The sequence below is a fragment of the Kribbella sp. NPDC104218 genome (assembly GCF_055584105.1).
On sequence record NZ_JBVJMQ010000001.1, the window covers coordinates 2,526,709 to 2,544,335 of the forward strand.

The window sequence follows — 17,627 nt, forward strand, 5'->3', positions numbered from 1 at the left end:
CGTAGGCTGGCTCGACGTCGCGGCTCGCCGCGTGCGGCGCTTCGGCGGCAGACGCCGCCGCGGACTACGTTGACCGGCTTCGTCGTGCGCGTGATCGGCGGCCGCCGATCACGCCTCCGGGGTGAGGGATTGCCAGGGGGTGGTGATGGGGGCCAGGTCGCCGCGGAGCCAGAGGGGGAGTTGGTCGTGGTGGTGGGGGTGGCCGGGGAGGGCGGAGGCGCCTAGGGGGACTATCCAGCGGCTGTTGGCGCGGTTGGTGAGGTCGAAGGCGTAGCGGGCTACGGAGGCGCGGAGGGCGAGGTCGGTGCCGGGGAGGCTGGAGGTGGACCAGACGCAGTTGTGGTCACCGGAGAGGGCGAGGTCGATGGGGGTCTCGGTGGGGGTGAAGAGGGGGGTGCGGAGGGCGCTGTGCGGGGAGAGTTGGTGGGTTTCGCCCCAGGGTGGGCGGGGGTTGTCGGCGGCAACGGATTCGAGGGCTGCCTGGACCAGCGCGGTCGCGTCGAGGTCGGGTGATTCGAGGAGAGACTCGAAGGCGAAGGAGACCTGGGAGAGTAGGTTGAAGTACCCGGCGAAGGCGGGCGGCGCGTCGGCGTTGTCGAGTAGCCCGAAGCGCTCGGTCAGCTGCGCGATCACGGATTTACGAACGGCGGCGTACGTCGACGCGGTGGTGCTGTCGGCGTCCATCCGCCGGTCCCAGGCGAGTAGTTCGGTGCGGAGGGCAACAGCCTTCGCGGACAGACCGGTCAGCCCCGGCAGCCGATCGAGCAGCTGGTACGCCGAGCCGAGGTAGGTGTCGGTGTGAATCCCAGCCATGTCGTCGATCGACCAGTCAGTCCGCTCGGCGAGCAGCTCGCGGATCCGCCGGGCCCGGTGCGGCGCGGCGAACTCGACGCCCAACGGCGCCGCGATCTCCCGCGCGTTCGCCATCACCTCCGGCCCATCGACGGTTGCCCTGGGCATCGGATGCCAACCGGTCCAGTCGAACGCGTCGTCCCAGCCCGGGACGACGCGCAGTGAGTTGGCTGCGTTCCGCTGCGGCACCACTCCGGCGACCCGATGCAGCAGCCCGCCCTCGACGTCCGCCGCGAAAACGACGTTCACCGGCTCGACCCAATCCTCCAGTGCAGCGTCGATCTCGGCGACGGTAGTTGCCTGCAGCAACCGCGGCATCGCCTCGAAACCCAGCCGCCGCAGGACGCGCGGCGGATACCGCAGACTGAGCGTCTGGCCCGCATGGTCGACGACGATCGGACCGCGCCCGGTCTCGATCACCTCGATCGAGACCGGATCGCCCCCGGCGACCTCGATCACCTCGTCGTGTCGAGTAACGGTCTCCCAGCCGGCCGAGCCAAGCGCCTCGACCGTCGTCCCGGTCCGGCGGAGTTGCTCGGCGTACAAATCCTGGTAGTCGGACTGCGCATTGGTGATCGCCCACGCGACCTTCCCGGTGTGCCCGAAATGCGCAACCCCAGGTACGCCGGGGACGGCGAACCCGACGACGTCGTACGCCGGACAGGCCAGCCGAACCTGCTGATAAACGCCCGGACTCTCCACGAACCGATGCGGGTCACCGGCAACGATCGCCTGCCCGGTCGAGGTGAAACCACCCGGGATCAGCCAGCCGTTGGACCCCGCCGTCTGCGGCCCTTCGGCCTTGAAGAGGTCGAGGTACTCCTCGCCGAGGTGCGTGGCGACGTGCGTCCGCCAGAGCTTCATCGGGAAGCCGGCGAACAGAATGTGGACGCCGAGCCAGATCGCGAGCGGCGTCCACGGCTCCCACTTCTGCACGACCAGCCCGGTCTGCGCGAACTCCGGCGCCTGCCCGGACGCCGCGGGCAATGCGCTGTTGACGCCGTCGACGTACGCCGAGACCCACGCGCGCGTCGCGTCGTCGAGGGCGTCGTAGCACTGCTGGGCGGTGTCGGCGAGCCGCGCCTGCCGGGCGAGGGTGTCCCACGGGACGGCGTCCGGGCCGAGGAAGGCGGCGCTGGTACCGAGCGCGCGGCGGCGGATCAGCTCGAGCTGCCAGGCCCGGTCGCGGGCCGTGGTGGCGCCTTGGAGTTCGGCGAGGGCGAGGTGGTCCCCGGCTCGGAGGTGGGGAACGCCATACGCGTCACGGAAGACCTCGCCGTTCACTCAAAGACTCATTTCAGTTAGGTTAGCCTTAGCTAACTTTGATCGTCAGCTACTGAGACCAACGTACGAAGCGCGGCAGGCCCGTCGCAACGGCAATTCAGGAGGTAGGTCGTGGGGCACGGCTGGGAAGGCGTGGTACTCAAGCTCTTTCGCGGGAAGGACTTCGTGTTCACCGTGACGGGCGCCGAACACGTCACCGATCGGTACCGCCGGGTGCACTTCACCGACGGCGGCCTGCTGCAGGCCATCGGCGTCCATCCGACGATGTGGGTGCGGCTTTGGTTCGACAATGCGGGTAAGCCGCATCAGCGCGCGTACACGCTGGTCGATCCGGATGTCGAGAGCGGCACCTTCAGCATGGAGTTCGCGCTGCATGAGGGCTGTGCGAGCGACTGGTCCCTGAAGGCGCAGCCCGGCGACACCATCGAAGCCACCGTGCAGGGCACCGGCTTCGAGATCCCGGACCCGCTGCCCGGCCGGATGCTCGTCGTCGGCGCGCCCGCCTCGTTGCCGGCGATCAACTCGCTGCTCGCGGTGGCGCCCAAACTGCCCGCGACGATCTGGTTCGAAACCACCCACGAAGGCGATCGCGACCTCCCCTTCCGCATCAACCCCGAACACCACGACCTCCGAACCATCGCCAGCGACACCCTCCTGGACGGCGTCAAGGCCGACCTCCGCGAAGCCATCGAGCACCCCGGCGACGCCTACGTCTGGATCGCCTGCGACACCCGCACCACCCGCGCCCTCACCGCCTACGTCACCAAAGAACTCGAAGTCCCCAAACACCGAGTTAAATCCCTCGGCTACTGGCGAGCCGCCTGACTAACCTGAGCCAGGTGATCAAGCCACTCGACCTCACCGACCGGCCGCTCGCCGAACGGCTCCTGGAGATCCAGCACGCCGCCTACGCCGTCGAGGCCGAGCTGATCGGGTTCGATGGCATCCCGCCATTACAGGAGGATTTGGCCGGCCTGATGGCGTCCACGGAGTACTGGCTCGGCCGGTACGACGACGCCGTCCTGGTCGGAGCGGTCGCCTACGAGCTGGACGCCGAATCCCTCGAGATCACTCGCCTGGTCGTTGATCCGGCCCACGCGCGCCGCGGTCACGCCCGGGCGCTGCTCGATCACCTGGATGGGCTTGGGCTGCGGCCGATCGGGCGCGTCTCCACTGGCACGCTGAATGCCCCGGCGGTCGCGCTGTATGAGGCGCGCGGCTATCGGGAGACGGGCCGCACCGAGGTGGCGCCCGGTGTTCAGGCCACGCACTTCGTGCGCTCTGTTAATAACTAACCTCGTTCTGTATCCTCCAGGGTGAAAAGTTTCATCTTCGGTTCCGCCCCACTGGAGGATGAGATGGTCCGTTGGATTGTCGTGCTGGGTTTGGCGTTGTCGGCAGTGGCTGTGCCCGCGCAGGCCGAGGAGCTTGCCGGCCCGAGCGCGGCGCAGCTGAAGGCTCGTGCCGCGGGTTGTGAGACGCAGCTCTCGAATGGGAAATACGCGCATGACGCGGGTGGGTCGCGGACGGTCGCGGTCTGCCGGTCGGGGGACGCGGTGCACTGGACGGCGGACTTCGACGTGGATTGCGACGGTCAGCGGACGACGCAGTGCAACGAGAACACCGATCCGTCGTTCCAGCCGAACACCTCGTGGAACCAGTCGGACGGGCGGCCGTTGAACTCGGCCGGGTTGCCGTTCATCGTCGTCCCGTTGTCGAGCTCGATCTGGAACTTCCGGACCGCGGGGATCGACGGCGGGACGATCGCGGCGGTCGTCTACCAGGACAAGGTCGCGTACGCCGTCGTCGGGGACCAGGGCCCGAGCACGATCGCCGGCGAAGGGTCGTACAAGCTCGCGCAGCAGCTCGGGATCAACCCGAACCCGTCGACCGGCGGCGTCTCCGGCGCGGTCGTCACGTACATCCTCTTCCCCGGGGTGTCCGCCGTCCCGATCGAGAACCAGTCGCAAGCGGTCTCGAAGGGGGAGTCGGCGGCGACGGCGTTCGTGAACAGCGCACAGACGTGCGCGTCGACGAACCTCGACTTCACCGCGTATCCGTCCATCCAGGCGGGGTCGACCGGCGGCGCCGTCCGCGCGGCCCAGTGTCTGCTCGGTGTCTCGACCGAACCCTCCGGCACGTTCGACACCGCGACGACCGATGCCGCGAAAGCCTTCCAGACTCGGGTCGGTCTGCCTGCCGACGGGTTGATCGGCCCGAAGACCTGGACTGCGCTCCTGGCCGCCGGCGACCAATCCACGATCCGCAACGGCTCCAGTGGCCCGGCGGTCCGTCGTCTGCAGCGTTCCCTCACCGCAGCCCTCGGTCGAACCGTCGCCATCGACAGCCAATTCGGCCCAGCCACCGAGACCGCCGCCCGCGACTACCAGCGCACCAGAGCGCTCGTCGTCGACGGAGTCGTCGGCCCGGCGACTTGGGCAGCGCTGCAAGCAGGCAAGTAGGCGTCGCTAACGACATGAGGTAGTGGCCGAATCGGCCGCCGGTCGGGCGGTGCTGAGCGTGGCAGCGCCGCCCGGCCGGTTGGTATGTCCTGTCGTTAGCGCTCCGAAAGTGGACGGCGGAGTGCGGTCGGGGTCAGGTGCGGGGACTGCCAGGCGGCGTTGGAGTCGTACAGGTTGGTGCCGGGCGGGACGATCTGGTCGATCCGGTCGAGGGTGTCGTCGTCGAGGGTGCGGTCGGCCGCCTTGAGCAGGCCGGTGAGCTGGTCCATCGTGCGCGGGCCGTTGATGACCGACGTGACGGCCGGGTGGGTGGTGACGAAGGCCAGGGCCAGCTCGGGCAGCGAGATCCCCAGGTCGTCGGAGACCTCGATGAGCTGTTCGACGGCGTCGTACTTGGCGGCGTTCGCCGGGAGGGCCGGGTCGAAGCGGTCGGGCGCGAGCGCGGCCCGACCGGTGGTCAGGTCGATCGGCTGGTCCTTGCGGAGCTTGCCGGTGAGGAAACCCCAGGCCAGCGGGCTCCAGGTCAGGACGCCGAGGTTCAGCCGCCGAGCGGTCGGGAGAACGGAGCGCTCGATCCCACGGCTCAGAATCGAGTACGGCGGCTGCTCGGTCCGGAACCTGCCGTACCCGCGGCGCTCGGCGACGTGCTGCGCCTCGACGATCTCCTCGGCCGGGAAGGTCGACGTCCCGAACGCGCGGATCTTGCCCTGGCTGACCAGATCGGTCAGCACCCAGAGCGTCTCCTCGATATCGGTCCGGTGGTCGGGCCGATGGATCTGGTAGAGGTCGATCCAGTCGGTGCCGAGCCGGCGCAGGCTGTGCTCGACCTCCTGGACGATCCAGCGCCGCGAGTTCCCGCTGCGGTTGCGCCGGTGCTCGTCGTCCAGCGGGAAGTGCACCTTGGTGGCCAGGACGACGTCGTCGCGCCGGCCCTTGAGCGCCTTCCCGACGATCTCCTCGGACTCACCCGCGGAGTACATGTCGGCGGTGTCGACGAAGTTGATGCCCTGGTCGAGCGCGGCGTGCACGATCCGCACGCAGTCGTCGTGGTCGGAGTTGCCGACCGCGCCGAACATCATCGTGCCGAGGCAGTGCGTGCTGACCTCGATCCCGGTCCCGCCCAGCGTGCGATAACGCATGAAACTCCCACCCTTCGAGGTCTGAACGTCTCGAACGCTAGGAGCTAGAGCGCTGTCTAGGTCAAGTCGCTCGTAGGGTGGCCGGTATGGAACAGTTCGCGGACCTGTGGGATCCGGAGCCCGGCTGGCTGAACACCGCCTCCTACGGCCTGCCGCCGCGGCCGGCCTGGGAGGCGCTGCAGAGCGTCCTCGCGGACTGGCGCGTCGGCGCCACCAGCTGGGAGCCGTGGGACGAGTCGACGATCAGGTCACGCGCGGCCTTCGCCCGCCTGATCGGCGCGGATGTCGCGGACGTGTTCGTCGGCAGCACGGTCTCCGGCGCGGTCGCCCCGATCGCGGCCGCCCTGCCGGATGGCGCGCGCGTGCTCACCGACGACGTCGAGTTCACCTCGAACGTGTTCCCGTGGAAGGTGCATGAGGACCGCGGCATCGAGGTGGTCGGCGTCCCGACCGCGGAGCTGCTCGCCGCGATCAAGCCGGGGATCGACGTGGTCGCGGTGAGTGTCGTCCAGTCCTCGACCGGCGACGTCCTGGACGTCGCGAAAGTCGTTGCCGCGAGCAAGGAAGTCGGCGCGCTCGTGGTCCTCGACGCGAGTCAGGCGATGGGCTGGCTGCCGTTGTCGGTGGCCGGCGTCGACGCGCTGATCGTGCACACCTACAAGTGGTTGATGTCGCCGCGCGGAGCGACCCTCGGTTACCTGTCGCCGCGCCTGCAGGAGCGTTGTCGCCCCGCGGCCGCCGGGTGGTACTCCGGCGTCGGCGGCGGCAGCTCGTACTACGGCACCACGATGGAGCTGTACGCCGATGCCCGCCGCTTCGACCAGTCGCCGTCCTGGTTCTGCTTCGTCGGAGCGGCCCCTGCGCTCGAGCTGGTCGAGCAGATCGGCGTCGAGACGATCAACCGGCACAACGTCGCGCTGGCCAACGAGTTCCGCGCGGGCCTCGGTCTCCCGCCGTCGGATTCGGCGATCGTCAGTACGACGCTGCCCGGCGCCGAGGCCGCCTTCGCAGCGGCCGGGATCCGCGCCGCCGTCCGCGACGGCAAGCTGCGGGCGTCGTTCCACATCTACACGACCCAGGCCGACGTCCACCAAGCTCTGGCCGCTCTCAAGCCGCTGACCTAGAGCCTGATCTAGGGTTGACGGTATGGGGCTGAGTATCGGGCAGGTGGCAGAGCGGACCGGGCTGAGTGTGCACGCGTTGCGCTTCTACGAGCGTGAGGGCCTGCTCGCCGACCCGGTTCGCCGGGAGTCCAACGGCCGCCGCGTCTACACCGAGGACGACGTCGACTGGCTCGCGATGTGCATCAAGTTCCGCTCGTCGGGGATGCCGCTCGACACCATCCGCCGTTACACCGATCTGGTCCGTCAGGGCGCCGGCAACGAGGCGGACCGGCTCGAGTTGCTGCGCAGTCATCAGGCCGCGGTCGAGGCCCAGATTCGCGACCTGGAGAACTGCCTGACCGTCATCACGCATAAGGTCACCATCTACGAAGAACATCTGGCGGACGGGACGGCGTACTGCCTCTGGGCGCCGCCGGAGCAGCAGACGGATCCCGCCGCTTCGTAAATCCTTGTGCAGGTGCACAGTGTTGAGCGCGACGCACGCGCGCTACCTGGGCTCTAAGGTTGGGCCCGTGCAAGATGGATTCGTAGCTGAGTTGGAAGCCGCGGTCGCTGAGCTGCCCGCGCCGCCCGGTGGTCCGCAGGTGCTGGAGCTGCGGCGCCGGTTCGTGACGGCGCTGGTCCGGCGGCTGGTCGGCCTGAAGAGTTCGGACGACGTCCCGGCGGCCGAGGCCGCGCATGCGGTGGTCGCGGCGGAGGTGCCGCCGGATGCGGTGATCACGGGATTCCGCGCGGCCGCGTCGGCGGTGTGGACGCTGGCCCGCGATCTGGGTCGGCAGCGCGACCAGGCGAAGTACGTGGCGATGTTGGAGAGCGCGGGCGACATCTGGGTCGAGTACGAGCAGTGGGCCTCGGCGTTCGTGGCGGCGTACGAGGTCGAGGCTCGGCAGCGGGATCGGGTCGCTGCCCAGGAGCGTGAGGCGCATCTGCAGGTCGTGCTGAGCGGCGCCGCCGGGTTCGAGCGGAGCGCCGAGGCGCTCGGGTTGCCGCTCACCGGGCAGTACTGCGTCGTCGTCCTGGAGGAGGCGCTGCCGGACGCCGAGCAGCGGCTGAGCGCCAAGGGGCTGCGGTCGTGGTGGAGCCTGAATGTCGGGATCGTCAGCGGTGACCCCGGCGATCTCGACGGCGGTCGGGTCGGCGTCAGCCCCGACTACGAGCAGCTGGCTGACACGCCGCGGGCGCTGCGGCTGGCGCGGATCGCGGTCGACACCATCCCGCCGGGCAGCAGCGCGATCAGCCGGTACGGCGACCGCCCGCTGGAGGCCCTGCTGGTCAGTGCGCCGGAGGCGGCGCGGTCCTACGCGGACGCCGTCCTTGGGCCGCTCTTCGAGCTGCCGACCGACGATCGGCAGACGCTGCTGCAGACAGTCGATGTCTGGTCGAAGGCCGGTGGCAACGTCACCGACACCGCTGCTGAACTGCGTTGTCACCGCAATACCGTGCGGCATCGTCTCGGCCGGATCGAGACCCTGACCGGGCGTTCGCTGTCGGAGCCGCGAGGGATCGCCGAAGTCCTGACTGCCCTGCAGGCCTACGACCTCCGAGCTCCGGAGCACTCTCAGGACGGTTGATAGGCGGCGGCTATCACGTCATAGGCAGCATTACTTTGACCCTGCGGTGCGGGTGACGGAATGTTGTATACATGACGAGTGAGGTAGTGGCCGCCGCCTCTGTCCCGGTTCCCGGACGTGCCCAGCGGGTGCGCGAGATAGCCACTGAACGCCGTGGGCTCCGAGGTGCGTTACTGCCGATCCTGCACGCCGTCCAGCACGAGCTCGGGTACGTCGCGCAGCCCGATGTGGCCGTGATCGCCGACGTCCTCAACCTCTCGGTCGCGGAGGTGCACGGCGTCGTCACCTTCTACAAGGACTTCCGCCGCGCCCCCGCTGGCCGCACCACCGTCGCCATCTGCCAAGCCGAAGCCTGCCGCTCCGTCGGAGCCGTAGCCCTCGCCGACCATGCCCGCGCCACCCTCGGCTGCGCCTTCGGCGAAACCACCCCCGACCAGCGCGTCACCCTCGAAGAGATCTACTGCTTCGGCAACTGCGCCCTCGGCCCCGCCGTCCAAGTAGGCCCAAAACTCCACGGCCGAGTAACCCCCACCCGCCTCGACGCGTTGCTGGGAGAAGCCCGATGACCAACCCGGCCCCCGGCGCCGAGAGCGCCGCCTCGTCCTCCGCCCCGACCCCGGCCGCCGGCTCCCCGCAAGCCGCCGAATCGCTGCCGGCTGCAGCCTCGGCCGAAGCGCCCTCCCCGACCTCGGGGCCGGCTTCGCCCTCCGCCTCCACCGCCCCGGACTTCGTCCGGGTGTTCGTCTCGCGCGACTCCGCCGCCCGCTCCGTAGGAGCGGACGAGGTAGCCGAGCGGATAGCCGCCGCGGCGGCCCGGCGATACGCCGTCGCTGGCGGCGGAGCCGACGTACCCGGAGCTGTCGGCGGCGTCGCCTCCGGGGGAGCCGCCGCAGGCGGCGTACAGGTGGTGCGGAACGGGTCTCGGGGGATGTTGTGGTTGGAGCCGCTGGTCGAGGTTGAGACTGCGGAGGGGCGGGTGGCTTATGGGCCGGTTGCTCCGGAGGATGTCGACGGGTTGGTGGCGGGTGGGCTGTTCGAGGGAGCTGCTGACCTCGAGGCGTATCTCGGGGTGACTGAGGAGTTGCCTTGGATGAAGGGGCAGCAGCGGTTGACGTTTGCTCGGGTTGGGGTGACTGATCCGTTGTCGGTGGACGACTACACCGCGCACGGCGGGTTGGTGGGGTTGACGAAGGCTCTTGCGATGACGCCGGGTGACGTGGTGGAGACGGTGGTGGGGTCGGGGTTGCGGGGGCGTGGGGGTGCCGGGTTCCCGACCGGGATCAAGTGGCGGACGGTGCTGGGGGCCGAGTCGGAGCTGAAGTTCGTTTGCTGTAACGCGGATGAGGGCGACTCCGGCACGTTCGCGGACCGGATGCTGATCGAGGGCGACCCGTTCACGCTGATCGAGGGGATGACGATCGCGGCGTACGCCGTGGGTGCGTCGGAGGGGTACGTGTACCTCCGGTCGGAGTACCCGGATGCGGTGGCCACGCTCAGGGCCGCGATCGACCTCGCCCGCGGCGAGGGCTGGCTCGGCGCCGACGTCCTCGGGTCGGGGTTCGCTTTCGACCTGCACGTCCGGGTCGGCGCCGGCGCGTACATCTGCGGCGAGGAAACCTCGATGCTGGAGAGCCTCGAAGGTAAACGCGGTACGGTCCGCGCCAAACCTCCGATCCCAGCCCTGCAAGGGCTTTTCGGCCGCCCGACCGTCGTCAACAACGTGTTGTCGCTGGCAACGGTCCCGATCATTCTCAAGGACGGCGCTGAAGCTTACGCCGCCTACGGCACCGGCCGCTCGCTCGGCACCAGCGTGTTCCAGCTCGGCGGCAACATCGCCCGCGGCGGCATCGTCGAGACCGCCTTCGGTATCACGCTCGGCGAGCTGGTCAACGAGTTCGGCGGCGGGACGTCGTCCGGCCGGCCGGTCCGCGCCGTCCAGGTCGGCGGGCCGCTCGGCGCGTATCTTCCGGTCGACCAGTTCGACCTCCCGATGGACTACGAGGCATTCGCCGCCGCCGGCGCGATGGTCGGCCACGGCGGGATCGTGGTGTTCGACGAGACGGTCGACATGGCCTCGATGGCCCGGTTCGCGTTCGAGTTCTGCGCCGCCGAGTCCTGCGGTAAGTGCACTCCGTGCCGGGTCGGCGCCGTCCGCGGTGTCGAGACCATCGACCGAATAGTTGCCGGTGACAACCGGGAGCGGAACCTCGTCGTCCTCGACGACCTGTGTGACCTGATGACCGACGGATCCCTGTGCGCGATGGGCGGCCTCACTCCGCTCCCCGTCCGCAGTGCGGTCCGGCACTTCGGAGAGGACTTCGCGAAATGACGCTCTTGAAGGAACCTGATTTCGGTACGCCGGCCCGTCCGGGCGAGGCGACGATCGAGCTGACGGTGGACGGCGTCGCCGTCCAGGTGCCGCCGGGGACTTCGGTGATGCGGGCCGCGAAGCATGCGGGCGTCGACGTCCCGAAGCTGTGTGCGACCGACAACCTGGAGGCGTTCGGGTCGTGCCGGTTGTGCATCGTCGAGATCGACGGCGTGCGCGGGACGCCGGCGTCCTGTACGACGCCGGTCGCGGCGGGGATGAACGTCCGGACGCAGAACGAGAAGCTCGGCAAGCTGCGGCGCGGCGTGATGGAGCTCTACATCTCCGACCACCCGCTCGACTGCCTGACCTGCTCGGCCAACGGCGACTGCGAGCTGCAGGACATGGCCGGCGTCACCGGCCTGCGCGAAGTCCGGTACGGATCAGGGGTCGACGCCGGTGCCAATCACATGGCCGCGCCGACCGATTCGTCCAACCCGTACTTCGATTTCGAGGCGTCGAAATGTATCGCCTGTTCGCGCTGCGTCCGGGCCTGTGACGAGGTCCAGGGAACGCTGGCGTTGACGATCGAGGGCCGCGGGTTCGACTCCAAGGTCGCTGCGGGCGCCGGCGTTTCGTTCTTCGAGTCGGACTGCGTGTCCTGTGGCGCCTGTGTGCAGGCCTGCCCGACGGCGACGCTGCAGGAGAAGTCGGTCATCGAGCTGGGGATGCCGACCCGCTCGGTCATCACGACTTGCGCGTACTGCGGCGTCGGTTGCTCGTTCAAGGCGGAGCTGCGCGGCGACGAGCTGGTCCGGATGGTGCCGTACAAGAACGGCGGCGCGAACGAGGGCCACTCGTGCGTGAAGGGCCGCTTCGCGTTCGGGTACGCCAGCCACCCGGACCGGGTGCTCGAGCCGATGGTCCGCGACTCGATCGCCGACGAGTGGCGCAAGGTGTCCTGGGAGGAGGCGATCTCCTTCACTGCAAGGCGGTTGCGCGAGATCCAGGCGCAGCACGGGCAGGGTTCGATCGGCGCGATCACCTCCTCGCGGACGACGAACGAAGAGGTCTACACGGTTCAGAAGATGGTCCGGGCCGTGTTCGGGAACAACAACGTCGACACCTGCGCGCGGGTCTGCCACTCGCCGACGGGTTACGGGTTGAAGCAGACGTTCGGCGAGTCGGCCGGGACGCAGGACTTCAAGTCGGTCGACGAGGCCGACGTGATCCTGGTGATCGGCGCGAACCCGACCGACGCGCACCCGGTCTTCGGATCGCGGATGAAGCAGCGGATCCGCAAGGGCGCCAAGCTGATCGTGATCGACCCGCGGCGGACGGATCTGGTCCGCTCACCGCACGTCGAGGCGGCGTACCACCTGGAGCTGCGCCCGGGGACGAACGTCGCGATCATCAACGCGATCGCGCACGTCGTCGTCACCGAGGGGCTCGTCGACCGGGAGTTCGTGGCGAACCGGTGCGAGGACTTCGAGGCCTGGGAGGAGTTCATCGCCCGGCCCGAGCACGCGCCCGAGGCCGTCGACGAGCTGACCGGGGTATCGGCGGAGAAGATCCGCGCGGCGGCCCGGCTGTACGCGACCGGCGGCAACGGCGCGATCTACTACGGCCTCGGCGTCACCGAGCACAGTCAGGGCTCGACCATGGTGATGGGGATGGCCAACCTCGCGATGGCGACCGGGAACATCGGCCGCCGCGGCGTCGGCGTCAACCCGCTGCGCGGTCAGAACAACGTGCAGGGCTCGTGTGACATGGGCTCGTTCCCGCACGAGTTGCCGGGCTACCGGCATGTGTCGGACGACGGCGTCCGCGAGGTGTACGAACAGCTCTGGGGGACGCCGCTGCTGAACGAGCCGGGACTGCGGATCCCGAACATGTTCGACGCCGCGATCGACGGGTCGTTCCGGGCGCTGTTCGTCCAGGGTGAGGACATCGCGCAGTCGGATCCGAACACGCAGCACGTGTTCGCGGCGCTGGGTGCGCTGGAGTTGCTCGTCGTCCAGGACCTGTTCGTCAACGAGACCGCGAAGTTCGCCCACGTGTTGTTGCCGGGGACATCGTTCCTGGAGAAGGACGGGACGTTCACGAACGCCGAGCGGCGGATCAACCGGGTCCGGCCGGTGATGGCGCCGCAGACCGGGAAGCAGGAGTGGCAGATCATCTGCGAGATCGCGCAGGCGATGGGCTACCCGATGCACTACGACTCCGCGGCGCAGATCATGGACGAGATCGCGCTGACCACGCCGACGTTCATGGGGGTGTCGTTCCAGGCGCTCGACGAGGCCGGCTCGATCCAGTGGCCGTGCAATGTCGAGCATCCGGACGGGACGCCGATCATGCACGAGGAGGAGTTCACCCGCGGCAAGGGCCGGTTCATGGAGACGGTCTACGTGCCGACGTCCGAGCGGTCGACGCGGAAGTACCCGCTGATCCTGACCACCGGGCGGATCCTGTCGCAGTACAACGTCGGCGCCCAGACCCGGCGGACGGCGAACGTCGCCTGGCATCCCGAGGACATCCTCGAACTGCACCCGCACGACGCCGAGGTCCGCGGCATCGAGGACGGCGACACCGTCGCCCTCACCAGCCGGGTCGGACGTACGACCCTGCACGCCAAACTCTCCGACCGGATCCCCGTCGGCGTCTGCTACACCACCTTCCACCACCCCGTCACCGGAGCCAACGTCATCACCACCGACAACTCCGACTGGGCCACCAACTGCCCCGAGTACAAGGTCACCGCCGTCCAGGTGGACCTCCTCCCCGACCAAACCGCCCACGCCGCAACCGAAGCCGCTCTCGTCGCCGGTGGCACCCGATGACCGGCGCCCTCCCACCCCACGTCCGCCTGGCCAACGAAATCGCCGCCCAGTTCGCCCACCGCCCACCCACCGAAGCCGCCACCGCCATCGCCAACCACCTGAGAACCGTCTGGGACCCCCGCATGAAGAACGCCCTCATCGCCCACGTAGCCGCCGGCGCCGAGGACCTCGACCCAGTAGCAGCCCTAGCCGCCCAACAACTCCAAGCAGCCCCCAAGTGACCCCAGAAGACGCGGGTGGGGTGCGGGACGGTCAGGTAGCTGCCCGCGACCTGCACACCAGCCGGCACAACCAGGCTTCTTGGGATGTGGGGCGGGGGGTGGCGCATTTGGTGGGGCGGGGTGGGGTGGGGGTTTCGGTTGGGTTGGAGGGGGCTTTGGGGTGTGTTCTGGCGGGGCCGTTGGTGGCTGGGGCGGCGGTGCCGCCGGTTGATCGGGCGGCTATGGATGGGTATGCGGTGTGTGGGGTTGGGCCTTGGCGGGTTGTGGGGTGGGTGGGGGTGGCGTCCACTCAGGCTGGGGTTTTGGGGGACGGGGAGGCTTGTGGGATCACGACTGGGGCTGCGGTTCCGGGCGGGGCTACGGGGGTGGTGCGGGAAGAGGATGTTGTGCGGGAGGGGGAGTGGGTTCGGGGGAGTGTGGTGGTGGGGCGGCACATCAGGCGGGCTGGGGAGGAGTGCCGCGCGGGGGAAGTGGTGTTGCCTACTGGGGTTTTGGTGGACGGGCCGGTGCTGGGGTTGGCGGCTTCGTTGGGGTTGAACCGGTTGGTGGTGGTGCCGCGGCCGGTGGTGGATGTGGTGGTGACTGGGGATGAGCTGGTACAGGCGGGCGCCTCGGGCGCGGGCCGGGTACGCGATGCGATCGGGCCGATGCTGCCCGGGTTGGTGACCCGGGCGGGTGCCGAGCTCGGCTCGGTACAACACCTGGCGGACTCGCGGACGGCGTTGCGGACGGCGATCGCGGACAGCTCGGCCGCAGTCGTGTTCGTGTCAGGTTCGTCGGCGGCTGGGCCGGCTGACCACTTGCGGCCGGTACTCAAGGAGCTGGACGCCGAACTCCTGGTAGACGGCGTGGCCTGCCGACCGGGCCATCCGCAGGCGTTGGCGCGACTCCAAGACGGCCGCCTGGTGATCGGCCTACCCGGCAACCCGTTCGCCGCGCTGGCCGCCTTCCTGACACTCGGCGTCGCAGCGATCACCGGGCTCAGAGGATTACCACTCGCACGGTTGCCGATCGCAACGATACCGGGCGGTCTCGACTGTCATCCGCACAGCACGAGACTGGTCCCGGTCCGCGTGACCGACCAAGGCGCCGTACCGGTCGGCCACGGCGGATCGGCCATGCTCAGAGGCGCCGCCGCGGCAGATGCCTTGGCGGTGGTCGACCCAGGCCCAGCCCAAGCGATCGCCGCGCGACTGCTGCCACTCGACCCGGGAGTGCGACCGTGGGGCGGCTGATCGCCCGCCGTCCCGTCGTCCGGATCGGACCGGACGGCGATCGCACCCGCCCCGACTCGCTCGCGGTCGAAGAACCCTTGGAAATAAGGGTCGACGGCAAACCCCTCGCCGTCACGATGCGCACCCCCGGCCACGACGTCGAGCTCGCCCACGGCTTCCTGCACACCGAAGGCGTGATCGGCAGCGTCGACGACATCCGCGACGCCCGGTACTGCGACTCCCGCGACGACGAAGGCCGTAACACCTACAACGTCCTCGACCTCGGCCTCGCCCCCGGCGTCCCGCCGCCCGTCACCGGCGTGGAGCGCAACTTCTACACGACGTCGTCCTGCGGCGTCTGCGGTAAGGCCTCGCTGGACGCCGTCCGCCTCAAAACCAGATACTCCCCGGCGGACGACGACGTCCGGCTCCGGTACGACGTCCTCGCCGTACTCCCCGACGCGCTCCGCCAGCGCCAGCAGGTCTTCGACCGCACCGGCGGCCTGCACGCCGCCGGCCTCTTCACCCCGACCGGTGACCTACTCGTCGTCCGCGAGGACGTCGGCCGCCACAACGCCGTCGACAAAGTCATCGGCTGGGCGCTGCTCGCGAACCGCATCCCCGCGACCGGCCTGATCCTGATCGTCTCCGGCCGGGCCTCCTTCGAGCTCGTCCAGAAGGCCGTCATGGCCGGCATCCCTGTCCTCGGCGCGGTCTCGGCCCCCAGCTCACTCGCCGCCGACCTCGCGGATGAATCCGGCCTCACTCTCGCCGGATTCATCCGCAACGGCTCGATGAACGTCTACACCCACCACCAGCGCATCACGAGCTAGGCCAGTGATCCACCCCAGTTGTCGGTCACGAGCTGATTCGTCGCGTCGATCCTGAACCGGTGCTCCATCGACCCGTCGGCGATCCGGTAGAAGACGTGATGTGCATCCGGCGTGGACAGGCCGATCGGGTCGCCGGTGACGACCCCGGCGGCGCCCCAGTTGTCGGCCTGCGGCGGGTCGACCGTCGGCGACCAGAAGAAGTGGATCAGATCGCCGTTCTCCTTGCGGGCGAAGACGTGCTGCTGGTTCTTGTGCGCGATCGCGTGCGGGTTCCCGACGAACGGCCCGCCGGTCCACACATCGCCGAGCACCTGCCCGTTCGACAACGAGAACCGATGCTGCAGCTGGCCCGTGCCGTTCCGGAAGAACACATGCGCCTGCGACCCGTTGCTGAACCCGGTCGGATCCGAAGTCACGCCGGACGGCACGCCCCAGTTGTCGAACGCCGGATTCTGTCCGGGCGCCCAGGACCAGTGCTTCAGCTCGCCGTTCGGCCCGCGGCCGAAGATGTGCTGTTGATCGCGATGGACGAGCGCGAACGGGTTCCCGACGAACGGCCCGCCGGCCCAGACGCCGGTCGTGATCTGGTTCGTCCCCTGGTCCCAGAACTTGTGCTCCAGATTGCCGTCCGGGTTGCGGTAGAACAGATGCTGCTGGTTCCGGTACGCGAACCCGGTCGGGTTCGACAGCACCCGCCCCTCGGTCCCCCAGGTGTCGAGTACCGGGTTACCGGTCCCGGCCTGCCACCAGTGCCGCACGGTGTTGTCGTTGCCGCGGGCAAAGACATGCTGCTGGCCGTTGTGCACATAGCCGATCGGCTTCCCGGCCAGGTTGCTCGAACCCCAGTTCTGCACCTGTTTGTCGGTGCCCGGCGACCACATCAGGCTGACCAGCGACCCGCCGGTCCCGACCCCGACGACGCGCTGCTGGTCGCGATACCGGTACGCCTGCCCGGCGTTCCCGTTCAGCAGCGCCGTCACGTCGGCCCGCATCACGTCCAGGTCGATGAACGACGGATCGATCTTCCCCTGGGTGCTCGTCTCCCGGTGCCCGCGGACGAAGCTCGCATCCTTGCCGAGCTGCTCCAGGACGGCGACCGTCGCGCGCAGTGACGCGTCGTACTGCGCCGGCGTCATCTCCTGCACGATGCCGATCTCGGGCTGATTGCCGGCGTAGTCGATCTCCCAGCCGATCATCATGGTGTTGCCGTCACCGGCCGGGATCGACCCACTGGCCTTCGCTGGACCGGCGTGGTTGGCGCGGTTGGCGGAGATGAGGTGGAAGACGCCGTGGTAGTCGACCAGCGCCTGACACAGCGGACCCTGCAGGTTCGGCCGGCCGTTGATGCAGATCCCGAGCGACGGATGCGGGTTGGTCGCGCTCGACTTACCGGCGGTGTGGTGCCACAGGACGCCGATCGGATTGAACGACCCGGCCACGCCCCGAGCCTTCCAGTTACCTTCCTCGACGACCTGCAGACCAGCTGCTCGCAGTACGTCGGCGAGCCAGGGGATGCTCGCCATCAGGACGGGCCGATCAGATCGGCCAAGCACTCGGGCGCCTTCTTCAAGGCCTGAGCCGGAGCCGCCGGCAGGCCGATCCGGGCGGCGAGCGCCACCGCGGGAATGCTGAGCAGAACACGACGACGGGACAACCTGGGCAGGGTCATGGGTCCTCCAACGATGGCGGTCGGTGGAGAAATGGCACCAGTCAGCCGGGACCGCGGCAATCGATGCAATCCAGGTGGAACGACCCGTACGGTCGGTGACGAAAAGCTTG

At 69.0% G+C, this 17,627-nt stretch carries 16 protein-coding genes; 12 read left to right on the forward strand and 4 right to left on the reverse strand.

The window, feature by feature from the left end:
- Positions 1-108: 108 nt before the first annotated feature.
- The gene (locus tag ACZ6ZD_RS11960) at positions 109-2,136 is read right to left on the reverse strand and encodes a penicillin acylase family protein (RefSeq protein ID WP_465671008.1); all 2,028 of its coding nucleotides are present in this window, start codon (positions 2,134-2,136) and stop codon (positions 109-111) included.
- Positions 2,137-2,247: 111 nt separating this feature from the next.
- Here ACZ6ZD_RS11960 and ACZ6ZD_RS11965 point away from each other — a divergent pair, with 111 nt between their 5' ends.
- The 3 genes from ACZ6ZD_RS11965 to ACZ6ZD_RS11975 all read left to right on the forward strand — a co-directional run bounded on the left by ACZ6ZD_RS11965 (position 2,248) and on the right by ACZ6ZD_RS11975 (position 4,598).
- The gene (locus ACZ6ZD_RS11965) at positions 2,248-2,961 is read left to right on the forward strand and encodes a siderophore-interacting protein (protein WP_465671010.1); all 714 of its coding nucleotides are present in this window, start codon (positions 2,248-2,250) and stop codon (positions 2,959-2,961) included.
- Between the two features lie 14 nt (positions 2,962-2,975).
- The gene (locus ACZ6ZD_RS11970; protein ID WP_465671012.1) at positions 2,976-3,431 is read left to right on the forward strand and encodes a GNAT family N-acetyltransferase; all 456 of its coding nucleotides are present in this window, start codon (positions 2,976-2,978) and stop codon (positions 3,429-3,431) included.
- A gap of 63 nt (positions 3,432-3,494) precedes the next feature.
- Entirely contained in the window at positions 3,495-4,598 is a 1,104-nt protein-coding gene (locus ACZ6ZD_RS11975) for a peptidoglycan-binding protein (protein WP_465671014.1), read from the forward strand.
- Positions 4,599-4,693: 95 nt separating this feature from the next.
- Here ACZ6ZD_RS11975 and ACZ6ZD_RS11980 read toward each other — a convergent pair whose 3' ends face one another.
- Positions 4,694-5,737, reverse strand: coding sequence for an aldo/keto reductase (locus ACZ6ZD_RS11980; protein ID WP_465671016.1), 1,044 nt, complete (start codon positions 5,735-5,737; stop codon positions 4,694-4,696).
- Between the two features lie 86 nt (positions 5,738-5,823).
- Between ACZ6ZD_RS11980 and ACZ6ZD_RS11985 the strand changes: the two genes are divergently transcribed.
- From ACZ6ZD_RS11985 to fdhD, 9 genes are all read left to right on the forward strand, one after another.
- Positions 5,824-6,861: an aminotransferase class V-fold PLP-dependent enzyme gene (locus tag ACZ6ZD_RS11985; protein ID WP_465671018.1), complete on the forward strand. Its 1,038-nt coding sequence runs from the start codon at positions 5,824-5,826 to the stop codon at positions 6,859-6,861.
- A gap of 22 nt (positions 6,862-6,883) precedes the next feature.
- Positions 6,884-7,306 (forward strand): MerR family transcriptional regulator, encoded by a 423-nt coding sequence (locus ACZ6ZD_RS11990; RefSeq protein ID WP_465671020.1) that lies wholly within the window; start codon positions 6,884-6,886, stop codon positions 7,304-7,306.
- Positions 7,307-7,373: 67 nt separating this feature from the next.
- Positions 7,374-8,432 carry a PucR family transcriptional regulator gene (locus tag ACZ6ZD_RS11995; protein ID WP_465671022.1) on the forward strand — a complete coding sequence of 353 codons (1,059 nt, stop codon included), beginning with the start codon at positions 7,374-7,376 and terminating at the stop codon, positions 8,430-8,432.
- Between the two features lie 71 nt (positions 8,433-8,503).
- Positions 8,504-8,998, forward strand: coding sequence for an NAD(P)H-dependent oxidoreductase subunit E (locus ACZ6ZD_RS12000; RefSeq protein ID WP_465671024.1), 495 nt, complete (start codon positions 8,504-8,506; stop codon positions 8,996-8,998).
- On the forward strand, positions 8,995-10,761 hold the full coding sequence (locus ACZ6ZD_RS12005; protein ID WP_465671026.1) for an NADH-ubiquinone oxidoreductase-F iron-sulfur binding region domain-containing protein: 1,767 nt from the start codon (positions 8,995-8,997) through the stop codon (positions 10,759-10,761). The genes ACZ6ZD_RS12000 and ACZ6ZD_RS12005 overlap by 4 nt, the downstream gene beginning before the upstream one ends.
- Positions 10,758-13,580, forward strand: a complete 2,823-nt coding sequence (gene fdhF, locus ACZ6ZD_RS12010) for a formate dehydrogenase subunit alpha (protein ID WP_465671028.1) — start codon at positions 10,758-10,760, stop codon at positions 13,578-13,580. Before ACZ6ZD_RS12005 ends, fdhF begins: the two co-directional genes overlap by 4 nt.
- Positions 13,577-13,801, forward strand: a complete 225-nt coding sequence (locus ACZ6ZD_RS12015; protein WP_465671030.1) for a formate dehydrogenase subunit delta — start codon at positions 13,577-13,579, stop codon at positions 13,799-13,801. Before fdhF ends, ACZ6ZD_RS12015 begins: the two co-directional genes overlap by 4 nt.
- 125 nt (positions 13,802-13,926) lie before the next feature.
- Complete coding sequence (locus ACZ6ZD_RS12020) at positions 13,927-15,036, forward strand: molybdopterin molybdotransferase MoeA (RefSeq protein ID WP_465672684.1); 1,110 nt, start codon at positions 13,927-13,929, stop codon at positions 15,034-15,036.
- Entirely contained in the window at positions 15,024-15,848 is an 825-nt protein-coding gene (gene fdhD / locus ACZ6ZD_RS12025; protein WP_465671032.1) for a formate dehydrogenase accessory sulfurtransferase FdhD, read from the forward strand. Before ACZ6ZD_RS12020 ends, fdhD begins: the two co-directional genes overlap by 13 nt.
- Here fdhD and ACZ6ZD_RS12030 read toward each other — a convergent pair.
- Positions 15,845-17,401, reverse strand: coding sequence for a DUF8189 domain-containing protein (locus ACZ6ZD_RS12030; RefSeq protein WP_465671034.1), 1,557 nt, complete (start codon positions 17,399-17,401; stop codon positions 15,845-15,847). The genes fdhD and ACZ6ZD_RS12030 overlap by 4 nt on opposite strands.
- Positions 17,371-17,517, reverse strand: a complete 147-nt coding sequence (locus tag ACZ6ZD_RS12035; protein ID WP_465671036.1) for a hypothetical protein — start codon at positions 17,515-17,517, stop codon at positions 17,371-17,373. The genes ACZ6ZD_RS12030 and ACZ6ZD_RS12035 overlap by 31 nt, the downstream gene beginning before the upstream one ends.
- Between the last annotated feature and the right edge of the window lie 110 nt (positions 17,518-17,627).

Bases quoted from the DNA above. Each gene is read 5' to 3' on its own strand.
- ACZ6ZD_RS11975 (WP_465671014.1), top strand. From the start codon at position 3,495: ATGGTCCGTTGGATTGTCGTGCTGGGTTTGGCGTTGTCGGCAGTGGCT.
- ACZ6ZD_RS11980 (WP_465671016.1), bottom strand. From the start codon at position 5,737: ATGCGTTATCGCACGCTGGGCGGGACCGGGATCGAGGTCAGCACGCAC.
- ACZ6ZD_RS11985 (WP_465671018.1), top strand. From the start codon at position 5,824: ATGGAACAGTTCGCGGACCTGTGGGATCCGGAGCCCGGCTGGCTGAAC.
- ACZ6ZD_RS11990 (WP_465671020.1), top strand. From the start codon at position 6,884: ATGGGGCTGAGTATCGGGCAGGTGGCAGAGCGGACCGGGCTGAGTGTG.
- ACZ6ZD_RS12000 (WP_465671024.1), top strand. From the start codon at position 8,504: ATGACGAGTGAGGTAGTGGCCGCCGCCTCTGTCCCGGTTCCCGGACGT.
- ACZ6ZD_RS12005 (WP_465671026.1), top strand. From the start codon at position 8,995: ATGACCAACCCGGCCCCCGGCGCCGAGAGCGCCGCCTCGTCCTCCGCC.
- fdhF (WP_465671028.1), top strand. From the start codon at position 10,758: ATGACGCTCTTGAAGGAACCTGATTTCGGTACGCCGGCCCGTCCGGGC.
- ACZ6ZD_RS12015 (WP_465671030.1), top strand. From the start codon at position 13,577: ATGACCGGCGCCCTCCCACCCCACGTCCGCCTGGCCAACGAAATCGCC.
- ACZ6ZD_RS12035 (WP_465671036.1), bottom strand. From the start codon at position 17,517: ATGACCCTGCCCAGGTTGTCCCGTCGTCGTGTTCTGCTCAGCATTCCC.